The sequence below is a fragment of the Citromicrobium bathyomarinum genome (assembly GCF_038594605.1).
Lineage (GTDB): Bacteria > Pseudomonadota > Alphaproteobacteria > Sphingomonadales > Sphingomonadaceae > Alteriqipengyuania > Alteriqipengyuania bathyomarina_B.
The window spans coordinates 54,286-74,638 of the sequence record NZ_JBCFZM010000005.1; the positions used below are offsets into that span (position 1 = coordinate 54,286).

Below are 20,353 nucleotides of genomic sequence, written 5' to 3' on the forward strand. Positions count from 1 at the left end.
GTTAAATTTCATGGATGCACGATTACGCCTTTCCGTCTGGCTTTCGACGGCGGTTTTCCTGATTTTTCTGGGGGCTATCGCTTTGGAAGCTGGCGCCACGATAGCCTATCAGGCGGGTCGGGGCGTTGCGTTCGAGACCGTTCTGGCGAGGCTTCCGAGCGTGATTTATCTGTACGCCATATGGTCATGCCGCAGCGCAGCCAGACGCGTGCAGAAGGGTGCGCGCTTCGGCGACGAGATGCCGGCGCTTCTCACTCGGATCGGCCTTGCCATCGCTCTGGGCGCGATGATCGAGATTGCCGTCGGGCCATGGGTGTTGCTGATGGTGAAAGGCTGGCCGGGGCCGATCTTCACCTATGATCCCGCCACGTTGACGCTGGGCGCCGTCGGCGCCCTGTTGCTCGTGCTTGCAGGCCTGTGGCGTCAGGCGGCAAGTATGGCAGACGAACTCGACGGGTTCGTGTGATGCCCTGCCGCATCACACTCGATTCCATGCTCGAGCAACGCGGCATGACGGGCAAGCAGCTGGCCGCTCGGATCGGCATCAGCGAGACACAGATGTCGCTCTTCCGCTCCGGCAAGGTGCGCGGGGTTCGCTTCACCACCTTGAGCGCGATGTGCGCCGCGCTCGAATGCCGGCCAGGCGACCTGCTCGACTACGATTTTGCGGAGGCGGACCTGCCGAAAGGCGACGGCGCGTAGCGACAGGAGGGGGGTGCGCGGCGGACCGCCCGCATCCCCGCTCCTGCCCGCCTTATCCGCCTTTGCGGCTCGCTTCCACCGCAGCGATCACATCCTCCGGCCACGTCACCTGCGTCTGGGTCTGCGGGTTGAACACGCCGCCTTCGTACCGCGCCGCCTCGGCCGCGGCGATCTCCTCGGCGGTCAGAAACTCGCTCGGCTCGAGCGCGAAGACGTCGAGCCCGCGCGCGATTTCGGTCCCGTAGATGCGTCCGTCGTACCAATAGGCCGACCAGTAGCCGCCGGTGATGAGCTGTTGCTTGTCGACCGGGCCACGATCGAAATAGGCGATCTCGATCGGGTTCTTCGCATCGGTGAAATCGATCACGCTGATACCACCCTGATACCACGCCTGGACGAAGATATCGCGCCCCGGCACCGGGATGATCGAGCCGTTGTGGGCGACGCAGTTTTCCTTGTCGCTCTGCGGGGCAGGCAGCTTGTAGAGGCTCTCGAAGCTCAGCTGGCGGTCCTCCAGCGAATAGATCGCGTTCGCGCCCCATTCGCGCGGGTCGCCCGACTGGCAGCGCGGGCGCCCGCCGCCGCCCCATTCGTCGGTGAACAGGATTTTGGTGCCGTCATTATTGAAGGTGGCCGAGTGCCAGTAGGCAAAGCCCTTGTCGGTCACGTCGTCGATCCGCTGCGGCTTCAGCGGGCTCGAAATGTCGAGGATGATGCCGTTGCCCGAACACGCGCCCGCCGCAATGTCGAGTGCGGGGAAGACGGTGATGTCGTGGCAATGGTTGGTGCTGTTGGTATTCTGCGTGCCCTCGCCATGGTCGCCGCCGCGCCACAGGCCCGCGATCTGGTCGTTTTCGGCGAAGACCCGCGGGCTGTCCACGATCCGCGAAGCTGCAGGATCGGCGACCGGGATTTCGATCACGTCGATGCTGAACAGCGCTGTATCGTCGCCCGCAGTGTCGAAACAGCCCGCCAGTTCGGCATCGTCTCGCACGTAGCTGGTGCCCGAATTATAGACCACGATGCGGTCTGCATCCGCCGACACGACCGAGTGCGTGTGGCTGCCCCGGCAGGTCTGCACCAGGCCGACCTGCCGCGGGTTGGTAATGTCGGAAATGTCGAAGATCCGCAGCCCCCGGAAACGATCCTCGCTCACGCGGCCCTGCACGCCGCCGAGCCCGCAATCGACGCGCGCGCGGCTATCCTGCACGCTCATCAAAAGCAGATCGCCGACGATCGAAACGTCGCCCTGTCCGCCCGGGCACACGACCGAGCTGACCAGCTGTGGCACGCCATCCTCGCCGAGGCGATAGGCGTTCCAGCCGTGATAATTGCCGGTCACCAGCAAATCGCCCGAGAACGCCATATCGGTATTGGCAAAGCTGAGCAGCGATCCGCGCTGGCCGAAACGGTCTTCGCTTTCCTCGTCATCGGCATCGCGCGGGTCGGGCGTTGTGGCTGCGACCAGCTCTGGCTCTTCCTGCGCGTCGACATCATCGCTCGGCTCATCCTCTTCGTCCTCGATCCGGGGCTGCAGTTGTGCCGGATTGGCGGGGTCGAAGAAGCCGGTGGGCTTGGGCATCGCGGTGACCAGGCGCAGGTTGCTGATCGCCTCGCCCGCATCGCGGAAACCGGGCGCGAGATTGGCGCGCGGATCGGTCGAGAGGCCTGCGGCGATCGCGTTCATACGCTCGATCTCGCCCTGCTGTTCGACCCGGATATCATTGACGAATTCGAACATCACAGGGTCGTACGCCGTGCCCGGCTGGTTCAACAGATCGTCGACCATGTCGATCGCGCCGCGATGATGGGGGATCATCAGTTGGAGGAACAGGGCATCGAATTCGGTGCCTTTCAGCGAGGCGAGCCGCGCCATCTGTTCAGGGCTGGCCATCCCCATTGCGGCCATATGCTCTTCATGGCTCATCCCGCCCATGTGCATCATCTTGGCAGGCTGCCCGCGAGCGGAAAGCCAGTCGCGCATGAAGGCGATCTCGTCGGCCTGGCCCGCATTGATCCGCCCGGCGATGGCGATAATGTCTTCGTTGCTGGTGCGGTCTTCCACCAGCTCTGCCATTTCCGTCGCCTGCGCGTGATGCGGGATCATCATCTGCATGAAACGCGCATCCGCTGGCGTGAAGGTGGTCGCGGCCAGCTTGGTCGCATCCTCTGCCTTCAATGTCCGGTTCTCCTTGCCCGGCGCGCCGGGCTGGATGATCGGTGCATCCTGCGCGGCGAGGGGGCTCGCCAGGGTCGAGGCAAGCGTCAGCAGGCTGGCGGCAGCGGCAAAGGTGCGGATCGTCATGCGGGTTCTCCTGTTTGAGCGGAAGCTTAGCTTTTTTGCCGAGGATCGAAAGAGCCGAATTCTGACGCATCCGACGCAACAAATCGCGTTGCCGTGTGTTGGTCCAATAAAGGAGAAGAGCCTGATGAAACTACCGCACAATGCCCATGTCGCCGTCGTGGACGGAAATCGCTTTATGCTGCTCACCAACACCGGAAAGCCGTTCGAGCCGGCGTTGGAGATGGTCGAACAACCCGATCTCGATCCCAGCAATTTCAGCGCGGGCGTGCGCCATCAGGACGATGTGAGCCAGCGCACCGGCGCAACGGACCTGAATGAGCTGGCGCATGGCGCGGCCGTCGCCGAATGGCTCAACGCGAAAGCCGTATCGGGCCACCTGAAGCAGCTGATGGTGGTCGCCGATCCCAAGACGCTGGGTGAAATGCGGCGCCATTATCATAGCGAACTCGAGAAGGCGCTGGTCGGCGAAATCGACAAGACGATGACCGGCGAACCGCTCGATCGCATCGCAAAGGTGATTGCAGAGACCTGATCTCGCACGAGGTTTCTCGACTTGTCGCAGGATAGGCAGCACCGGTCGTGCCAATCCTGCGCAAGGCTAAAATTATGCTTGAGGCGTTGTTAAGGCTGGGCATTAATGCTGGGCACATAGGTCGCAAGCTACGGACGGGGTCATGCTGAAGAAACTCGGGTCGACATTCGCAATCGCGCTGGCTGCCGCCGCGCTCCCCCTCGCACCGGCTGCTGCGCAGCAGGTTTCGCTGGAAGCGCAGTTCGACAATACGTTCGGGACCGATGTCCGCGCACCCCAGACCTTCGAAGCGGTTTACGACTCTCCGTTCGAACGGCAGGTCGCCGTTCTGGCCGATGGGTCGATGGGCCGAATCGGCGTGTACGCCATCGACCTGACGACCGGGCAGGAGATCGGCGTCCTTGCCGATCAGCGTTTTCCCATGGCCAGCACCAGCAAGGTGGCGATCGCCGCCACCTTTCTTGCCGGAGTGGACGAAGGCCGCTGGAGCCTGACGAGCGAGTTCGAGCTGCCGGGCCGCGGCAAATATATCTCCGCGCGTGAGCATCTCGATCTCATGATCAGCCGCAGCTGCAACGATTGCACCGATGCGCTGCTCAATGCGGTTGGCGGACCGCAGGCGGTCAATGCCTGGATGCGCAGTGCCGGAATTTACGATTTCCAGCTGACCCGCAATATCGCGGCGCTGGTGCGTGAAGACGGCCGGATCGACCCCGCATCCGAAATCGACCTCAAGGACAGCGCTTCGCCGCGCGCAATGGGCAAGCTTCTGGCGGGCATCTATCGGGGCGAATGGCTAAGCCCCTATTCGCGCCAGGTGCTGATGAACGCGATGTCGGAAACCGTGACGGGCAAGCGTCGGATGACCTCGGCCCTGCCGATGACCGCCAATCTCGCGCACAAGACCGGCACGCTCAGCCGTACGGCGAGCGATATCGGCATCTTCTATACGCCCGACGGTCGTCCGATCGCCGCAGCGATTTACGTTACCGGGCAGAGTGCGTCGATGGCGGTCGAGAACGGCAGCCGCGCTGAGAAATTGCAGGCTCGCCGCCTGCGCGATGAGCGGATCGCATCGATCACCAGTGCGCTGTATCGCGGGTTCGGCCAGCGCACGCCGAGCGACGGGCGCGTCTGGGCAACGGCCAATTACGGCTCGGGCGGGCGATAGGCCCTCCGGCTTGATCGCTTCAGGCGAAGCCCGCAGGTCGGACACATAAAGAAAGGGCGGAGCCGCGAGGCCCCGCCCTTCTTTTTTTCCCGAAGGAAGCGCGCCTTAGTCGTTGGCGGCTTCGGTTTCGGATTCGTTTTCGATTTCGGCTTCCGCTTCGGTGGTCGCTTCTTCAGCTTCCGCAGCGGCTTCGTCAGCAGCCGCATCGACGTCGGCAGCGGTTTCGTCGAGCTCTTCGCCGACGGCGTCGAGGTTCGCTTCGGTGTCGGCTGCGGCGCTGTCGACGGTGTCGCCGGCTGCGTCTTCGGTGCTTTCCGAGCAAGCGGCGAGGCCGAGAGCCGAAACGGCGATGGCCGAGGCCAGAACGATCTTACGCATAATGTTGGTCCTTCTTCAAATTTGTCCTGTCGCGGATTGCCGCGACTGGCTGAAACCCCATCCATTCGGCGGCTTCTGATTCGTAGATAATGGCAAGAATGTGGCATGGCAAGCCTCAATTGAGGCAAAGACCATGATTTTGCCTTTTTACCGCCTTTTTTATGCGGATAACGAGGCTGACGGGCCACCGGGGCACTGCTAGCAGGGGCCATGGCCGACAAGCAGCACCTCTATCTCGTCGATGGCTCCGCCTATATTTTCCGGGCCTACCATCGGCTGCCACCGCTGACCAATCCCGAGGGCACGCCCGTGGGCGCGGTCTATGGCTACACCACGATGCTGTGGAAGCTGGCAGAGGATTTGGACAAGGCGGACGGGCCGACGCATCTCGCGGTGGTGCTCGACAAGTCGAGCAAGAGTTTTCGCAACGAAATCTACGATCAATACAAGGCCAACCGCCCCGCCCCGCCCGAGGATCTGGTCCCGCAATTCCCGCTGATCCGCCACGCCACCCGGGCGTTCAGCCTGCCGCTGATCGAAGAGCCCGACGTCGAGGCGGACGATATGATCGCCTCCTATGCCCGCACCGCCGCCAGGCAAGGGTGGGATGTGACCATCGTCTCGTCCGACAAGGACTTGATGCAGTTGATCGGGACCAGCGAGCAAGGCGGCACGATCGACATGCTCGACACGATGAAGAGCGCGCGGATCGGGCCGGAAGAAGTGCGCGAAAAATTCGGCGTCCCGCCCGAGCTGGTGGGCGACGTGCTCGCGCTGATGGGCGATTCGGTCGATAATATTCCGGGTATCTTCGGTGTCGGGCCCAAGACCGCCAGCAAGCTGATCCAGGATCACGGATCGCTGACTGCCGCGCTCGATTCGGCGACCGACATGAAGAAGAGCAAGCTGAAGGAACGCCTGCTCGAACATCGCGGCGACGCCGAGCTCAGCCGGGTGCTGGTTACGCTGAAGGAAGACTGCCCGCTACCGATCGCGATCGAGGACATGAAGATCGCGACAATCCCGCCCGAACCGCTTACCGCGTTCCTGAGCGAACATGGCTTTACCAGCCTGATGCGGCGGCTGGAAGGCGGCAATGGCGGGCCGGGACCGAGCACCCAGCTCCATCCTGCCAAGCCACAGAACGAGGGCGAGGGCCACGCCCCCCAGGGCAATCGCCAGCCGCTGCCCGACATGCCGGATGTCGACCGCAGCGCCTACGAATGCGTGCAGAGCGTCGAGGCGCTCGATGCGTGGATCGAGAGGTCCTTCAAGGCCCGTCTCGTCGCGGTCGATACCGAAACCAGCGCTCTGGATGCGATGCAGGCGGAGCTTGTCGGCATCAGTCTCGCGGTGGGGCCGAACGAGGCCTGCTACATCCCTCTCACGCATTATACGTCGGACGCAGGCGGGGACGATATGTTTGCGCAGCGCCCCGAGCAGATCCCGCTCGCCACGGCGCTGGAGAAGTTGAAGCCACTGCTGGAGAGCGATGCGGTTCTCAAGGTCGGCCAGAACATCAAGTACGATCTGAACGTGCTCGCCCGCCACGACATAGCGATCGCGCCGATCGACGATACGATGATCGTCAGTTTCGCGCTCGATGCCGGGCGCTCGCAGGACGGGATCGGCGGCGGCCACGGCATGGACGAACTGGCACAGCGCCACCTCGGCCATACTTGCCTCACCTTCAAGGAAATGTGCGGCACGGGAAAGAAGGCGATCCCCTTCGGCCAGGTGCCGCTGGATCGCGCGACCGAATATGCCGCCGAAGACGCAGACGTGACGTTGCGGCTGTACCGGCACCTCAAGCCGCGGCTCGCGGTGGAAGGCGGCACGCGCGTTTACGAACGCGTCGACCGCCCGCTGATCCCGGTGGTGGCCGGGATGGAACGGCACGGCATCCGGGTCGATCGCGACCGCCTCGTCGGCCTGTCGGAACGCTTCGCGACCGAGATCGCGCGGCTGGAAGGCGAAATTCACGAGATCGCAGGGCAGGAGTTCGCGGTCGGCAGCCCCAAGCAGCTGGGCGAAATCCTGTTCGAGAAGATGGGCTATAAGGGCGGCAAGCGAGGCAAGAGCGGGCAATATTCGACCGACCAGTCGGTGCTCGAAAAGCTCGACGCACAGGGCGCGCCGATCGCGACCAAGGTGCTCGAATGGCGCCAGCTGGCGAAGCTCAAGTCGACCTATACCGACGCCCTGCAGCAGGCGATCAACCCGAACACCGGGCGCGTGCATACCAGCTACAGCCTCACGGGGGCGCAGACCGGGCGGTTGAGCTCGACCGACCCGAACCTGCAGAACATCCCGATCCGGACCGAAATCGGCCGCGAAATCCGCCAGGCCTTCGTCGCGGAGCCGGGCAATGTCCTGCTCGCCGCCGACTATTCGCAGATCGAGCTGCGGCTCGCGGCGCACATGGCGAACGTTGAGCCCTTGCGCGAAGCCTTCGCGGCGGGCGAGGACATTCACAATCGTACGGCCCGCGAAATGTTCGGCGAGGTCGACCGCGACACGCGCGCGCGTGCCAAGACCATCAACTTCGCGATTCTCTACGGCATCTCGCGCTGGGGGCTCGCCGGTCGGCTGGGAATCGAGGCCGAGGAGGCCCAGGACCTGATCGACACCTATTTCGCGCGCTTCCCGGGCATCCAGCGCTACATCGTTTCCACGCTGGAGACGGTGCGGGAGCGCGGCTATTCCGAAACGCTCTTCGGGCGCAAAACGTGGTTCCCGCGGATCAATTCCAAGAACCAGGCCGAACGGCAGGGAAGCGAGCGCGCCGCTATCAACGCGCCGATCCAGGGCACCAGCGCCGATATCATCAAGCGGGCGATGGCGCGCATGGGCCCCGCACTGGCCGATGCCGGCCTGCAACCCGGCGCACCCGATGGCGTGCGCATGCTGTTGCAGGTGCATGACGAACTGGTGTTCGAACTGCCCGAAGGCTTGGTTGATGATGCGAAGCCCGTGATCGAGCAGGTGATGGCCGAAGCGGCGACACCTGCCGTCGAACTCACCGTACCGCTGGGGATCGACATCGGCACCGGGCTCAGCTGGGACGACGCGCATTGAGCCCAGCCGCTCCCCGATCTTCCGAGCCCTCGCTCACGCCGGCTCCGTTTCGCGTATTCATCCGCCGGTGGTTCAACTGGCTGGTGTTGGGCGCGATGGCGGGCGCGATCCTCGGCGCCATTGCCCTGCTTCTGTCGACCGGAGCGGCCGAGCGCGCGGAGCGCATCCAGGTTGAGCGGGCGGACGATATCCTGCGCGTGCTCGATCGGATCGAACGTGCGGCGCTATCGTCCGAAAGCGCGCAGCGTGGCTATTTCATCACGCTCGACCAGCGTTACCTCGAACCTTACCGGACCTCGCGTGCCAATGCCGCCGCCGGACTCGACGACCTTTCCGCAGCGCTGGATGAAGGCGCCACCGAGGAACAGCTGGCGCACTACGGCGAAATCGTGAGCGCCCTCGACGACAAGTTCGGCGAACTCGACCAGACGATCGGGCAGCTCGAGGCCGGCCGGCTCCGCGATGCACGGCGGCGCATCCTGATGGGCGACGGTTACGATGCCATGCAACGGCTGACCGGTGCCATAGACGCCCTCGCCGAGATCGAAGGCCAGCTGCAGGAGCAGCAGAGCGCGCGGGCGCAGGCAGCCGAGCAGCGTATCGTGCCGCTGCTCGGCGTCCTCCTGCTGCTGCTGATCGGCGCCATCATCCTTGGTGCGGTGCTTGTCGCCCGCACCGCGCAAGCGGAGACCGAGGCCGCGCAGGCCCGCGAGCTGGAGAGAGAGCGCGACCGCGCCGACCTGCTCGCGCAGGAACTCAACCACCGGGTCAAGAACCTCTTCGCGATGGTGCTCGCCATCGTCCAGATGAGCGCGCGCGAAGCGGCGGACGTCAATTCCTACCGCGACGGGATCGCCTCGCGCATCCGCGCGCTGCTGACCGCGCATGAAGTGACGCAGGGGACGGGCACGGCAGCGGACCGGCTCAACCGACAGGGCGGAGCATCGGTGCGCGCGCTGGTCGAAGCGACGGTCCAACCGCATGTATCGGCAGAGAAGCGGCTGGAGCTGGATGGCGACGACGTGACGATCGACCGGATCCAGGTCACCCCGCTGGGCCTCGTGCTGCACGAGCTGGCCACCAACGCCGTCAAATACGGCTGCTGGCAAGCGCACGGCCTGCTGACCGTCCGCTGGCGCAAGCAGGACGATCTGCTGCATCTCGAATGGCAGGAAGAGACGTCCGAAGAATTGCAGAGTCGGCATGGCGCCGACGATGACCGTGCGCGCCAACAGGGTGGCGGGGGCTTCGGCAGCACGATGATGACCGGCGCGGCCCGCCAGCTCGGCGGCGAGATAGAGCGCACCTTCGGCCCGCGCGGGGTCACCGTCAGCATTGCCTTCCCCGCAAACCCAAAGCCACTCAAGGCTTGACCGTCCGAGCTTGATACGGGGCTCTGCCCCTCATAATCGACTCGCGATGACGCTCTCTTCGATCACGAACCTATTCGACCCCACGCAATGGGCGGTGTCGCCCGACAGGGTGCTGGTCGCCGCTGCGCTGATCGGGTTGGCGGTTGCGATCTCACTCGCCATTCACCGCCTCGCCTTCGGCCTGCTTCGCCGGGCCAGCGGCCATGGCCCGGCAAGATACGGCGAGCCGATCTTCGAGGCAGTACGCGCGCCGTCGCGCTGGCTCGCGGTAGCCATCGCGATCTCGGCAGCGGCGGAACGGCTGCCGATGGTCGAGCCGGTGTGGGACGCGATCTCGGATTTCCTCGCGCCGCTGATTTTCGGCTGGCTGGCGCTCGCTTTCGTGAAGGGCGCAGCCATCGCGCACGAGCGCCGGATGGAAACCCGGCTCGACCCGATCCACATGCGCAGCCGCAAAACCCGGATCGAGATTTTCCGCCGGACCACCTCCAGCCTGATTGTCGTCATCACGCTTGCGCTCGTGCTGCTGAGCATCCCCGGCGTGCGGCAGGTCGGCGTCACTCTCATGGCCTCGGCTGGCCTTGCCGCACTGGCGATCGGCGCTGCCGCCCAGCCTGCGCTCAAATCGCTGATCGCGGGCATCCAGATGGCGCTGACCGAGCCGATTCGGATCGGTGACATGGTCAAGGTCGACGGCGAGACCGGCCGGGTCGAGGAAATCCGAATGACCTTCGTGGTGGTTCGGGTGTGGGACGAGCGGGTGCTGGTCGTGCCGACAGGCAAGTTCTTCGAGGAAAGCTTCGAGAACTGGTCGCGTTCGGGCGATCAGCTGACCGGAACCGTGATGCTCAATCTCGATCCGATTGCCGATGTGCCGCCGATCCGGCAGGCATTTCTCGATTTCCTAAACGAACATCCTCTGTGGGATCATCGCGATGCCGCAGCCCTGGTGGTCGATGCCCACCCGGAAAGCATCGCGCTGCGTCTTTCCATGACCGCTGCGAGCATCGGCGATCTGTGGGATCTGCGCTGCGCTGTGCGCGAGCACATGCTCCAATGGCTGCGCGAGAACCAGCCGGTGGCGTTGATCCGCCACCGGCTGGAAGTCGAAGCCGCGAACGAGCGCGGGGCCTAAGCTTTCGCCTATTCGCCGCCGTGCTTGCTGTCGCGCGTGGATGAAACCATGCCTTCGGTGATGAAGCCGATCGGCATGGGTTCTGCCGCGCGCTTTTTAAGCTCGCCGCGCATCTTCTTGTATTCCTGTTCCATCTTGGGCGTGACCGAGGCGCGGCTGTCGTTCAGGGCTTCGGTGAAGTCGGCCATGATGACCTGCTGCACGTCCGCGCCCGCCCGGCGCAAAGCGACGAGGCCTGCACGCCGCACGACGTCTTCCAGATCGGCGCCGGTAAATCGCTCGGTCTCGCCCGCAACTTTCGCCAGGCTGACATCGTCCGCCAGCGGCATATTGCCGGTGTGAATGCCAAGGATCTGCTCGCGCCCCTTGGCGTCGGGCGTGCCGACGTAAACCAGCTCGTCGAAACGCCCGGGGCGCAACAAGGCGGGGTCGACCAGCGTCGGACGGTTGGTCGCACCGATCACGACCACCGACTGAAGCTCTTCCAGCCCGTCCATCTCGGCAAGGATCGTATTGACCACCCTGCCCGTCACCTGCGGTTCCATGCTGCCGGAACCGCGCGCGGGCACGAGGCTGTCGATCTCGTCGATGAAGATGACGCACGGCGAGACTGCGCGCGCACGGCGGAACATCTTGGCGATCTGCTGTTCGCTCTCGCCGTACCACTTGGACAGCAGATCGGACGACTTCATCGAGATGAAGTTCGCATCCGCTTCCTTGGCGACGGCCTTGGCCAGCAGCGTCTTGCCGGTGCCCGGCGGCCCGTAGAGCAGAAAGCCCTTGGCGGCCCGGATGCCGAGGCGATGGAACGCCTCGCGGTTCCTGATCGGCAGTTCGATGCCTTCTTTCAGCTTTTCTATCGCGTCGTCGATACCGCCCAGATCGTCCCAGCCGACATCGGGCACCTGCACCATGACTTCGCGCATCGCGGAAGGCTGGATGCGTTTGAGCGCCGAGAGGAAATCGTCGCGCCCGACATGCAGGTTTTCGAGCACTTCGGTCGGGATCGTCTGCGCGTCGAGATCGATCTGCGGCATGATCCGGCGCACCGCATCGATCGCGGCCTCGCGCGCAAGCGCCGCGATATCGGCGCCGACGAAGCCGTGCGTGACCTTGGCCAGTTCCTTCAGATCCACGCCCTCGCCCAGCGGCATGCCGCGGGTGTGGATGGCAAGGATTTCGCGCCGGCCGTTCTCGTCGGGCACACCGATCACGATCTCGCGGTCGAAGCGGCCTGGGCGCCGCAGCGCTTCGTCGATCGCGTCGGGACGGTTGGTGGCTGCTATGACGACAATGTTGGCGCGCGATTCGAGCCCGTCCATCAAAGTCAGGAGCTGGGCGACCAGCCGCTTCTCCGCCTCGCCGGGCACGCTGTCGCGCTTGGGGGCGATCGAATCGATCTCGTCGATGAAGATGATCGCGGGCGCGTTCTGGTTCGCGTTGTCGAACACTTCGCGCAGGCGCTTTTCCGATTCGCCATAGCCAGAGCCCATGATCTCGGGCCCATTGATGGCAAAGAATTCGGCATCGCTTTCATTTGCGACAGCCTGCGCCAGACGCGTCTTGCCCGTTCCCGGCGGGCCGTGCAGCAGCACGCCCTTGGGCGGATCGACGCCGAGGCGCGTGAACAGCTCGGGATAGCGCAGCGGCAGCTCGACCATTTCGCGCAGTTGCTGGATCGTCTCCGAGATGCCGCCGACATCGTCGTAATTGACGACCGAGCGGCCCGCGGCGGGTTCTTCGAAATTGGCGCGCAGCTCGATCTCGGTGCTCTCGTCGATGTGGACGATGCCCTTGGGCGCGGTGCTGATGACGCGCAGGCGTATTTGCGTCAGCGCATAGGCGGGCGCATTGAACATGCGCTGGACTTCCGGCGGCATGTTCTGGACCGGCTGCTGGCCGGTCGTGGCGACCAGATCGCCACTGACGATCGGCTTGCGGAAGAAGTTGCGCTTGAGCGCCTGCGTGGGACCCTGCAACCGCATCTCGCGGCTGGCGGGCGCGAAGACCACGCGAGTCGCGGGGCGCGACTGCGCCGTTTCGATCTTCACATGCTCGCCCGAGCCGACCTCCGCATTGGCGCGCTGGAGACCATCGAGACGCACGACCGAGAGCGCCTGATCCTCGTCATAGGCAGCCATCGCGATGGCAGCGGTGGCGCGTTTGCCCGAAAGCTGCACGACATCGCCTTCGGTCACACCGAGCGCCTGCATCGCGCTGCGCGGCAGGCGGGCGACGCCGCGGCCGCTCTCTTCCTGCCGGGCGGCGGCCACCTGCAGGCGGACGGTCTTGTCTTGCGTGGCGGTTTCGCTGTCGGCCATGTGTGTATGCTCTCCCGGCTTTCGCGTCCGAATGCCTCGGACACAGAACGTGGCGGCCTAGATAGGTCAGCCAGCGATTTATGAAAGTGGCGCTTAGGGAATGGACGAGCGCGCGCATGGGTCCGACGGCGCGGCTTGCGTCCGGCGCGGACAAGAAAAAACCCGGCTGGCGAACCAGCCGGGTATAAAGTTTGGGAGAGGATGCCTGAAAGGCCCCATTGTTGTGGCGCAACACGTGATTCTTCGCAAGTGCGAAATAGACATTCGTAGTTGAGATTTTTGCAACGCGACTAGAATGGCGGAATATCGACGTTGACAAGCTTGTCACAGCGATCCCGCCCTATTGCAGTGCAGCAATTTGCGGCGGTCGTTCGGGATGACAAGTCAGCGCCGAGCCCCTAAACATCCCCCTGATCCTCCCACTTTCGACCCTGACGGAGACCCATGCAGAAACTCTTCCCCGATGCCGCAGCCGCTCTGGAAGGCGTACTCAAGGACGATATGCTGATCGCCAGCGGAGGCTTCGGCCTGTGCGGCATCCCGGAACGCCTGCTCGACGCGATTCGCGACAGCGGCGTCACCGGCCTCACCTTCGCCAGCAATAATGCCGGAATCGACAATGAAGGCATCGGCAAGCTGCTGCGGACCAAGCAGGTGAAGAAGATGATCAGCTCCTACGTCGGCGAGAACAAGGAGTTCGAACGCCAGTTTCTCGCAGGCGAGCTCGAGGTGGAGTTCTGCCCGCAAGGGACGCTGGCAGAGCGCATGCGCGCGGGCGGCGCCGGAATTCCGGGCTTCTACACCAAGACCGGTGTCGGCACGCAGGTGGCCGAAGGCAAAGAGGTCAAGCAGTTCGACGCCGGCGAAGGCCCGCAGGACTACATCCTCGAAAAAGGTATCTTCGCGGACCTCTCGATCGTCAAAGCCTGGAAGGCCGATGAAACCGGCAATATCGTGTTCCGCAAGACCGCGCGCAATTTCAACGTGCCCGCCGCGACCTGCGGCAAGGTGTGCGTGGTCGAGGTAGAGGAGATCGTGCCAGCCGGATCGCTCGACCCGGACTGCATCCACCTGCCCGGCGTGTTCGTTCAGCGGATGATCGTGGGCGCGCCGTACGACAAGAAGATCGAATTCAGCACCGTACGCGAAGCCGCCTGACCACCCCGGCGCTCTGGGCACATCGCAATGAAACGCCTTTTCGTTCCCCTCCTCCTGCTCGCCGCCACGCCCGGCCTGTCCGGCTGCGTCGCCGCCGCAGTGCCGATCGCAGCGGGTCTTGCGATGGGCAGGCAGTCGCTGAAGGACGATAAGCCGGAAGCGAGCAAGGCAGCGGCAAACGATGCGGAAGAGAGTCCGGTTGCCGAAGGTGCGAGCGGCGAAGAGTCCGACAATCGCGACGAGACCGGTTCCGAAATCGCGGCGGGCACCGAGACCGAAGCGGTAGCGCTTGCATCGGCGGATGCAGCCACTGTCGCGCCCTTGCCCGAGATGCGCGGCCCGGCGGGGCCGACCACCGAGGAAGAGCGCACTTTTTCGGCGCTTTTTGCCAAGGTCACGGCGATTGCCCAGGCCGACCCTTTCACCGAAGAGAAGCGCAAGTCCGCCATCCTCGCCGATCCGGGCGCAATGACGCCCGAGCGAGCCGAGTGCGCCTTCGCCCAGACCGCGGTGCTGGTCGATCTCGATCCCGGAGAAGACGCCGCCCCGCTGGGCGAGAGCGTGACCGCACCCGAGCCGCTGACCCGCGTGCTCGCTGCACTGCGGGCGCAAGAGGTCGCGGTGCTCTGGCTCTCGCGCCATACCGCTGTGCGCGCCGGATCGGTACGCCGGGCGCTACTGCGCAGCGGGCTCGACACGCTGGGCAATGACGAGCTTTATCTCGTTCGCTACGAGCAGGAAACCAAGGCGACCCGCCGCGCGGATGCTGCCGCAGACTATTGCATCGTCGCCATTCTGGGTGACGAAAAGCGCGATTTCGACGAGCTCTATTCCTACCTCAAGAATCCGGATGCCGCGCTCCCGTTCGACGAACTTTACGGCGAGGCGTGGTTCGTGGCGCCCGCCCCCCTCACCACGACATCCTCACCCGAAGAAGGCTGAATTCATGACCGACGAAACGACAGGCTGGAGCCGCGACCAGATGGCCGCCCGAGCGGCGCGCGAGCTGCAGGATGGTTATTACGTCAACCTCGGCATCGGCATCCCCACGCTGGTCGCCAACCACATCCCCGAAGGCATGCATGTGACGCTGCAGAGCGAGAACGGCATGCTCGGTATCGGTCCTTTCCCGGTGGAGGGCGAGGAAGACGCCGACCTGATCAACGCGGGCAAGCAGACGATCAGCGAACTGGCTCACAGCGCCTATTTCGACAGCGCGACCAGCTTCGGCATGATCCGCGGCGGGCATATCGACCTGACCGTGCTCGGTGCGATGGAAGTGGGTGAGAACGGCGACATCGCCAACTGGATGATCCCCGGCAAGATGATCAAGGGCATGGGCGGCGCGATGGATCTGGTCGCGGGCGTCAAGAAAATCATCGTGGTGATGGACCACACCTCCAAGCACGGCGACCCCAAGTTCATCCCCGAATGCTCGCTGCCGCTGACCGGCACCAACGTGGTCGACATGATCATCACCAATCTGGGTGTGTTCCAGCGGCCCGATCACGACAGCGCCTTCCGCCTGATCGAACTGGCTCCGGGTGTGACCGAAAAGGACATCGCAAACAGCACGAGCGCCAAGTACGAGGTAGCCCTGGAGACGGCGTGATGATCCGCGCGATTGTCGTCGCGCTGATTCTGCTTGTCCTGGCGATCGGCCTGACAGTCGCCTTCACCTCGCCGCCCAAGCTGCTTTCGATGGTGGACGGCCTCGCCGGAGGCGGAAAGGGCACGGAGCGCGTCGCGTCCGGTGTCGCCTTTGGCGATCACGGCCAGATGCTCGATGTTTGGGCGCCTGCGCAGGATAGCGAGCAACTGCGCCCGGTGGTCGTCTTCTTCCATGGCGGCGGCTGGGTGAAGGGCGACCGCGATGCCTACGCTTTTGCCGGGCGGGCCTTCGCATCGCAGGGGTTCGTCGTTGTCATTCCCGATTACCGCAAAGTGCCCGAGGTGCGCTTCCCTGCCTTCATCGAGGATGGTGCGGAAGCGGTTGACTGGACCCGCAAGAACATTGCGGAACTGGGCGGCGACCCAAACCGGATCGCGCTGGCGGGGCATTCCGCCGGAGCGCATACGGCAGTGACCCTCGCGCTCGATCCGCGCTGGTTGCGCGCCGCCGGGCTCCGGCCGGACGCGGTGAAGGCGGTGGTCGGGCTTTCGGGGCCCTATGACTTCTACCCCTTCGACAAGAAGCGTTCGATCGACGCGATGTCGCAATGGCCCGAGCCGCGAGACACACAGCCGATAGCGTGGGCGCGGGCCGATGCGCCGCCCATGCTGCTGATCACATCGAGCGCAGACACCGTGGTTCGCCCCTACAATACGGAGAATCTGGCAGCGAAGCTGCGCGAAGTGGGCGCGCCGGTCGAGGCGGAGAATTACGAGGGGCTGAGCCACGAGAACGTGGTCATGGCGCTGTCGAAACCATTCCGCGGCAAGGCCCCGGTGCTGGATCGCAGCGTGCGCTTCCTCGACCGGGCGATGTGACCAGCCCGGCTTGACCTCGGCACCCCGCTGGCCCAGCGAGGCACCCATGTGGCTCGACAAACCCCGCAACCCGGACGCACCGCTGGCTGGCCTCAAGGTGCTCGAACTCGCGCGCATCCTCGCCGGGCCCTTCGCCGGGCAGACGCTGGCGGATCTGGGCGCGGACGTGATCAAGGTCGAAGCGCCCGAGGGTGACGGAACGCGGCAATGGGGCCCGCCCTTTGTCGAGCGCGAGGATGGGGCGCGCGAAGCGGCCTATTACCACGGCTGCAATCGCGGCAAGCGTGGGATTACCGCCGATTTCAGGAATGTTGAGGATCTCGCAAATGTGACGGACCTCGCGGGGCAGGCCGACGTCGTGATCGAGAATTTCCTGCCGGGGAAGCTGGCAAAATTCATGCTCGACTACGAAAGCCTGGCCTATGCCAATCCCGGCCTCGTCTATTGCTCAATCACCGGCTTCGGACAGGACGGCCCCCGCCGCAACGAGCCAGGCTACGACTTCGTGATCCAGGCGATGAGCGGGTTCATGGCGCTGACCGGGGAGCCCGAGGGCGAGCCGATGAAGCACGGCATGTCGATCAGCGACCTGTTCTGCGGCCTCTATTCGACCATCGCCATCCAAGCCGCGCTCGCGATGCGGCAGCGGACGGGCAAGGGCCAGCATATCGACATGGCGCTTTACGACTGCTCGGTGGCGCTCCTCGCGCATCAGGCGCAGAGCTTCTTCACGACCGGGCAGAATCCGGCCCGCATGGGCAATATGCATGCACAGGTCAGCGCCTATGGCGTGTTCCCGACCAAGGACGGGCCGGTGGTGCTTTCGCCCGCAAACGACCGCCTCTTCCGCAAGCTCCTCGAGGTGTTCGAGAGGCACGACCTGCTTGACGACGAACGCTTCGCCACCAACGAGGCGCGGATCGCCAACCGCGCCGAGATCGACGGGATCATCGCCGCCGAGACCGCGCAGTGGGAGCGCGAGACGCTGCTTCGTCACTGTCGCGAGGCGGGTGTGCCCGCCGGACCGATCTACGAGGTGTCCGAGGTGTTCGAGGAACCGCAGGTGCAGGCGCGCGGGATGACCTTCCCGATGGCCGATGGGCTCACCGGCCTGCGCAGCCCGTTCAAATTCTCCGATGCCGAGCTGGCTCTGGGCGAGCCTTCGCCCAAGCTCGGGCAGGACGACTAGCGCAGGATCGGACCGAACCGCCCGCGCGCGATCCCGCGCCATAGCCATTCGAACGGGCCCTGCCGGAAGCGCGCGAGCCAAAGCGGCGACCACAGCATCATCAGCGCGATCGGAACGAACGCGAGTGCGAAGGCCGCGCTCCGCGATAAGCTGCCGTAGAGGCCTATCCCCCAGCTGTAGAAGATCAGCGCGAAGACGAGGCTGGTGAGCAGGTAGTTGGTCAGCGACAGCCGTCCGGCTGCGGCGAGACGGGTGCGCAGCGCGCTCTCGCGGCCCGAGAACACCGCTATAACCGTCGCCGCGTAGGCAACCGCCAGCATCAGGTCGAAGGGCAGCGACCAGAAGAGCGAGACGGGGCCGACCATCGCGCCCGCGAAATCCGCCCATGCATCCAGCATCATGAGCATGCACAGCACGGGCAGAGCGATCGAAGCCAACCGCGCCGCCAGGGCGAAAGACCGCCCCCGATCCCAGCGCCCCTGTAGCAGGCCGTTACGCCACAGCCCGGCCCCGATCAGCATCGTGCCGAGCGTCGAGGGAATCCCGGGCACCTGCGTCCCAAGCGCGGCGAAAAAGCCGGAGAGGCGCCGTGCCATCCGCTCGCCGAAATCCTCGGTCCCCATCACCTGCGCGTAATCGAGTGCCACCGGATCGGAGCCGAAGGCCTGCGCGGGCAGCACCGCCGAGGGTGTGCCGGGATCGGCGGTGAGCCACAGGAAAGCCATCAGCGTCCCGCCGAGCACGTGCAGCACCATCAGCACGGCCCCTGCGAGCAGCAGGTCGCGCGCGCTCAGCCAGAGGAACAGCGGCAGGAAGAGCCCCGCCATGGCGTAAAGGCGCAGCACGTCGTTGTTGGCGAGCAGGATCGCGTGCGCCGCGCCGATCGCGAACAGAACCAGCATGCGCGCGATGTGGTCGCGGACCGGGTGCCCCTCGCCCGCGCCCTGCGCCCGCTCGATCAGGATCGCCACCCCGGCGCCGAACAACATGGCGAACAGGCTGCGGAACTTATCCTCGACCAGCACGAAGCTCAGCCCCCAGACCAGCCAGTCGGGCACACTCTCGTTGCCCGCAGCCACCGGGTTGAAATAGGCAGCGGGGGGCAGCGCGTAGATATAGACATTCATCAACGCGATGCCCGCCACCGCGATGCCGCGCAGCGCGTCGAGCGCGACCACTCGGCCACCAGTGTCTGAGCCGGACGCGACAAGGCCCGGCGCCTCCGATGCTGTCAGCCCAGATGCTGTCAGCGGAGTGCCGGTCCTTGTCATTGTGCGCTGGCTGACGGCTTATTTGCCGACGGCAGCCTTGAGATCGTCGACCAGGTCGGTCCGCTCCCACGGGAAAGCATCGCCTGCCGCGATCCGGCCGAAGTGGCCATAGGCCGCGCTCTGGCGATAGATCGGCTTGTTGAGGCCGAGATGGGTGCGAATGCCGCGCGGGGTCAGGCCGCCCAGCTTGGTCATCCCGCGGATCGCGTCTTCCAGCGCCTCTTCGGAGACGGTGCCGGTGCCGTGGAGGTCGACATAGACCGACAGCGGTTCGGACACGCCGATCGCGTAGGACAGCTGGATCGTGCAATGCGTGGCGAGGCCGGCGGCAACCACGTTCTTGGCCAGATAGCGGGTGATGTAGGCAGCCGAGCGGTCGACCTTGGTCGGGTCCTTGCCGCTGAATGCGCCGCCGCCGTGGGGCGCAGCGCCGCCATAGGTGTCGACGATGATCTTGCGCCCCGTAAGCCCGGCGTCGCCGTCGGGCCCGCCGATCTCGAACGCGCCGGTCGGGTTGATGTGCCACACGGTGTCGCCGTCGATAAGCCCGTCGGGCATCACCTCGCCCACGGCCTTCTTCACGTAAGCCTTCAATTCGGCTTCCTTGTCGCCTTCGTGATAGCCCGGCGCATGCTGCGTCGAGACGACGATGGCGATCGCCTTCACCGGCTTGCCGTTCTCGTAGCGCAGCGTGACCTGGCTCTTGGCATCGGGCTCGAGGAAGGGCGCAGCGCCCGACTTGCGGTCGTCGGCCAGCCGCTGGAGGATCTTGTGGCTGTAATCGAGCGTCGCGGGCATGAGGTCCGGCGTCTCGTTGCAGGCATAGCCGAACATGATGCCCTGATCGCCCGCGCCTTCATCCTTGTTCGAACCGTCGGTGCCCGCGTCCACGCCCTGCGCGATTTCGCTGGACTGGCCATGCAGGTGATTTTCGAAGGTCAGCGTTTCCCAATGGAAGCCGCTCTGTTCGTAACCGATTTCCTTGACCGTATCGCGCACCGCCTTTTCGATCTCCTCGGCAGCACCCGGCTTCCATTCGCCGTTGTCGTACATCGGTGCGCAGCGAATCTCGCCCGCGAGGACCACGCGCTGGGTGGTGGTCATCGTTTCGCACGCGATCCGCGCTTCGGGGTCCTTGCTGAGCATCAGATCGACGATGGCATCGGAAATCTGGTCTGAAACCTTGTCCGGATGGCCTTCGGAAACGCTTTCGGACGTGAAAATGTAGCTGCTGCGCATGGGGCTGTTAC

The 20,353-nt window shown here is 64.8% G+C and carries 17 protein-coding genes; 12 read left to right on the plus strand and 5 right to left on the minus strand.

Annotation, left to right across the window (positions count from 1 at the left end):
- Nucleotides 1–10: 10 nt before the first annotated feature.
- Nucleotides 11–466 carry a DUF2975 domain-containing protein gene (locus AAG612_RS15500; protein ID WP_342511726.1) on the plus strand — a complete coding sequence of 152 codons (456 nt, stop codon included), beginning with the start codon at nucleotides 11–13 and terminating at the stop codon, nucleotides 464–466.
- A gap of 26 nt (nucleotides 467–492) precedes the next feature.
- Nucleotides 493–702, plus strand: coding sequence for a helix-turn-helix domain-containing protein (locus AAG612_RS15505; RefSeq protein WP_342511728.1), 210 nt, complete (start codon nucleotides 493–495; stop codon nucleotides 700–702).
- A gap of 52 nt (nucleotides 703–754) precedes the next feature.
- Here AAG612_RS15505 and AAG612_RS15510 read toward each other — a convergent pair whose 3' ends face one another.
- Entirely contained in the window at nucleotides 755–3,007 is a 2,253-nt protein-coding gene (locus tag AAG612_RS15510) for a DUF305 domain-containing protein (RefSeq protein ID WP_342511730.1), read from the minus strand.
- Here AAG612_RS15510 and AAG612_RS15515 point away from each other — a divergent pair.
- Nucleotides 3,006–3,539, plus strand: a complete 534-nt coding sequence (locus tag AAG612_RS15515; RefSeq protein ID WP_342511732.1) for a baeRF12 domain-containing protein — start codon at nucleotides 3,006–3,008, stop codon at nucleotides 3,537–3,539. The genes AAG612_RS15510 and AAG612_RS15515 overlap by 2 nt on opposite strands.
- A 142-nt stretch (nucleotides 3,540–3,681) precedes the next feature.
- Nucleotides 3,682–4,710 carry a serine hydrolase gene (locus AAG612_RS15520; RefSeq protein ID WP_342511734.1) on the plus strand — a complete coding sequence of 343 codons (1,029 nt, stop codon included), beginning with the start codon at nucleotides 3,682–3,684 and terminating at the stop codon, nucleotides 4,708–4,710.
- A 105-nt stretch (nucleotides 4,711–4,815) separates the two neighbouring features.
- Here AAG612_RS15520 and AAG612_RS15525 read toward each other — a convergent pair whose 3' ends face one another.
- Entirely contained in the window at nucleotides 4,816–5,088 is a 273-nt protein-coding gene (locus AAG612_RS15525; protein ID WP_342511735.1) for a hypothetical protein, read from the minus strand.
- A 210-nt stretch (nucleotides 5,089–5,298) separates the two neighbouring features.
- Here AAG612_RS15525 and polA point away from each other — a divergent pair, with 210 nt between their 5' ends.
- Genes polA through AAG612_RS15540 form a run of 3 tightly spaced genes read left to right on the plus strand, consistent with a single transcriptional unit; the run spans nucleotide 5,299 to nucleotide 10,674 of the window.
- Nucleotides 5,299–8,166, plus strand: a complete 2,868-nt coding sequence (gene polA / locus AAG612_RS15530; protein ID WP_342511737.1) for a DNA polymerase I — start codon at nucleotides 5,299–5,301, stop codon at nucleotides 8,164–8,166.
- Complete coding sequence (locus tag AAG612_RS15535; RefSeq protein ID WP_342511739.1) at nucleotides 8,163–9,539, plus strand: sensor histidine kinase; 1,377 nt, start codon at nucleotides 8,163–8,165, stop codon at nucleotides 9,537–9,539. The genes polA and AAG612_RS15535 overlap by 4 nt, the downstream gene beginning before the upstream one ends.
- A gap of 46 nt (nucleotides 9,540–9,585) precedes the next feature.
- On the plus strand, nucleotides 9,586–10,674 hold the full coding sequence (locus tag AAG612_RS15540) for a mechanosensitive ion channel family protein (protein WP_342511741.1): 1,089 nt from the start codon (nucleotides 9,586–9,588) through the stop codon (nucleotides 10,672–10,674).
- 8 nt (nucleotides 10,675–10,682) lie between these two features.
- Here AAG612_RS15540 and AAG612_RS15545 read toward each other — a convergent pair whose 3' ends face one another.
- Nucleotides 10,683–12,995, minus strand: coding sequence for a CDC48 family AAA ATPase (locus tag AAG612_RS15545; RefSeq protein WP_342511743.1), 2,313 nt, complete (start codon nucleotides 12,993–12,995; stop codon nucleotides 10,683–10,685).
- 444 nt (nucleotides 12,996–13,439) lie between these two features.
- Between AAG612_RS15545 and AAG612_RS15550 the strand changes: the two genes are divergently transcribed.
- From AAG612_RS15550 to AAG612_RS15570, 5 genes are read left to right on the plus strand one after another with little or no spacing between them, the layout of a single operon-like run.
- The gene (locus AAG612_RS15550) at nucleotides 13,440–14,153 is read left to right on the plus strand and encodes a CoA transferase subunit A (RefSeq protein WP_342511746.1); all 714 of its coding nucleotides are present in this window, start codon (nucleotides 13,440–13,442) and stop codon (nucleotides 14,151–14,153) included.
- Between the two features lie 27 nt (nucleotides 14,154–14,180).
- Entirely contained in the window at nucleotides 14,181–15,095 is a 915-nt protein-coding gene (locus AAG612_RS15555; protein ID WP_342511748.1) for a hypothetical protein, read from the plus strand.
- Nucleotides 15,096–15,099: 4 nt separating this feature from the next.
- Nucleotides 15,100–15,765 carry a 3-oxoacid CoA-transferase subunit B gene (locus AAG612_RS15560; protein ID WP_342511750.1) on the plus strand — a complete coding sequence of 222 codons (666 nt, stop codon included), beginning with the start codon at nucleotides 15,100–15,102 and terminating at the stop codon, nucleotides 15,763–15,765.
- Nucleotides 15,765–16,643 carry an alpha/beta hydrolase gene (locus AAG612_RS15565; RefSeq protein ID WP_342511751.1) on the plus strand — a complete coding sequence of 293 codons (879 nt, stop codon included), beginning with the start codon at nucleotides 15,765–15,767 and terminating at the stop codon, nucleotides 16,641–16,643. Before AAG612_RS15560 ends, AAG612_RS15565 begins: the two co-directional genes overlap by 1 nt.
- 46 nt (nucleotides 16,644–16,689) lie before the next feature.
- Nucleotides 16,690–17,832, plus strand: coding sequence for a CaiB/BaiF CoA transferase family protein (locus AAG612_RS15570; protein ID WP_342511753.1), 1,143 nt, complete (start codon nucleotides 16,690–16,692; stop codon nucleotides 17,830–17,832).
- Here the strand turns inward: AAG612_RS15570 and AAG612_RS15575 are convergent.
- Both AAG612_RS15575 and metK read right to left on the minus strand, forming a co-directional pair.
- The gene (locus AAG612_RS15575) at nucleotides 17,829–19,103 is read right to left on the minus strand and encodes a DUF418 domain-containing protein (RefSeq protein ID WP_342511755.1); all 1,275 of its coding nucleotides are present in this window, start codon (nucleotides 19,101–19,103) and stop codon (nucleotides 17,829–17,831) included. The two genes, AAG612_RS15570 and AAG612_RS15575, sit on opposite strands and share 4 nt — an antisense overlap.
- Nucleotides 19,104–19,121: 18 nt before the next feature.
- On the minus strand, nucleotides 19,122–20,342 hold the full coding sequence (gene metK, locus AAG612_RS15580) for a methionine adenosyltransferase (protein WP_342511757.1): 1,221 nt from the start codon (nucleotides 20,340–20,342) through the stop codon (nucleotides 19,122–19,124).
- Between the last annotated feature and the right edge of the window lie 11 nt (nucleotides 20,343–20,353).